Source organism: Vibrio sp. 1978 (genome assembly GCF_033344345.1).
Genome location: NZ_JAWPOP010000173.1, coordinates 1 through 1,012, shown reverse-complemented (window position 1 = coordinate 1,012; position 1,012 = coordinate 1). Strand labels below are relative to the sequence as shown.

At 49.2% G+C, this 1,012-nt stretch carries 1 protein-coding gene and 1 pseudogene; one reads left to right on the top strand and one right to left on the bottom strand.

Going from position 1 to position 1,012, the window contains the following annotated elements; translation table 11 throughout:
- Positions 1-294, top strand: a pseudogene (locus R8N49_RS25300) (transporter); the annotation flags it as partial.
- Positions 295-479: 185 nt separating this feature from the next.
- Here the strand turns inward: R8N49_RS25300 and R8N49_RS25295 are convergent.
- On the bottom strand, positions 480-1,012 hold a 533-nt coding region (locus tag R8N49_RS25295), incomplete at its 5' end, for a bifunctional 4-hydroxy-2-oxoglutarate aldolase/2-dehydro-3-deoxy-phosphogluconate aldolase (RefSeq protein WP_318190232.1).

The window sequence follows — 1,012 nt, the reverse complement described above, 5'->3', positions numbered from 1 at the left end:
TTTTATGCCAAAGAGCCACCATCAATCCAGCAAAGTCGCACTGCACTTGCGATTCAACTAGCCACACCGATCAGCGACGAGGAGCAGTCCCCTATCAATCATAAGCAAGGACTTTATGTCGGCTCCATCACAGCGTCGGCGGGCATGTTACTGATTCTTGCCGGCGTCGTGTTAGCGGGCTCTTCTCAATCCATCTTTGTCGCAATTGGCTGCATCGTGTTGCTGTTTAGCTTGTTCCTACTACAACCTACCCTGCACTCTAAACGTGCTTGGCAGAAACAAAAAACTAAGTAAGTAAATGGGTAAGTAAACCGTGTTGGGCGCGTTGTTTTGTGTCGCGCCTAATGGAAAGTTGGATTTTTAACTCGCCAAAACTGCATATAAAAAAACGCCTACGGTGGAGCCGCAGGCGTTGGCAAATTGCTCAAAAGATCGTTCGACTATCTACGATAGTTCTCGGCGCTAACCGGGGTGAGGAATTATTCGATAATTCCCGCAACTTCACGAACCAGCTTCGCCAGTTCATCCCATTGCTCGTTGTCAATCAAATCGCCGGGTACCATCCAAGTACCACCACACGCTAAGACTGAAGAAATAGACAAGTAATCTTTAACATTGCTTGGGCTCACGCCACCGGTTGGCATGAATTTTACAGGATAAACCGCAGATAATGCTTTTAGCATCGCGACGCCGCCTGACGGTTCTGCTGGGAAAAACTTCAGCGTACGCAGACCCATTTCCATCGCTTGCTCAACCAAGCTTGGGTTGTTGACACCAGGGACGATGGTCACGTTACGCTGTTGGCAGTATTTCACCGTAGTTGGGTTGAAACCTGGGCTCACAATAAAGTCCACGCCCGCATCAATCGCTTCATCCACTTGTGCGCTTGTCAGCACAGTTCCCGCGCCAATCAACATCTCTGGGTACGCTTCGCGCATGTTTTTGATCGCTAAAGCGGCATCCTCAGTACGGAACGTTACTTCAGCACATGGCAGGCCATTTTCAATCAGCA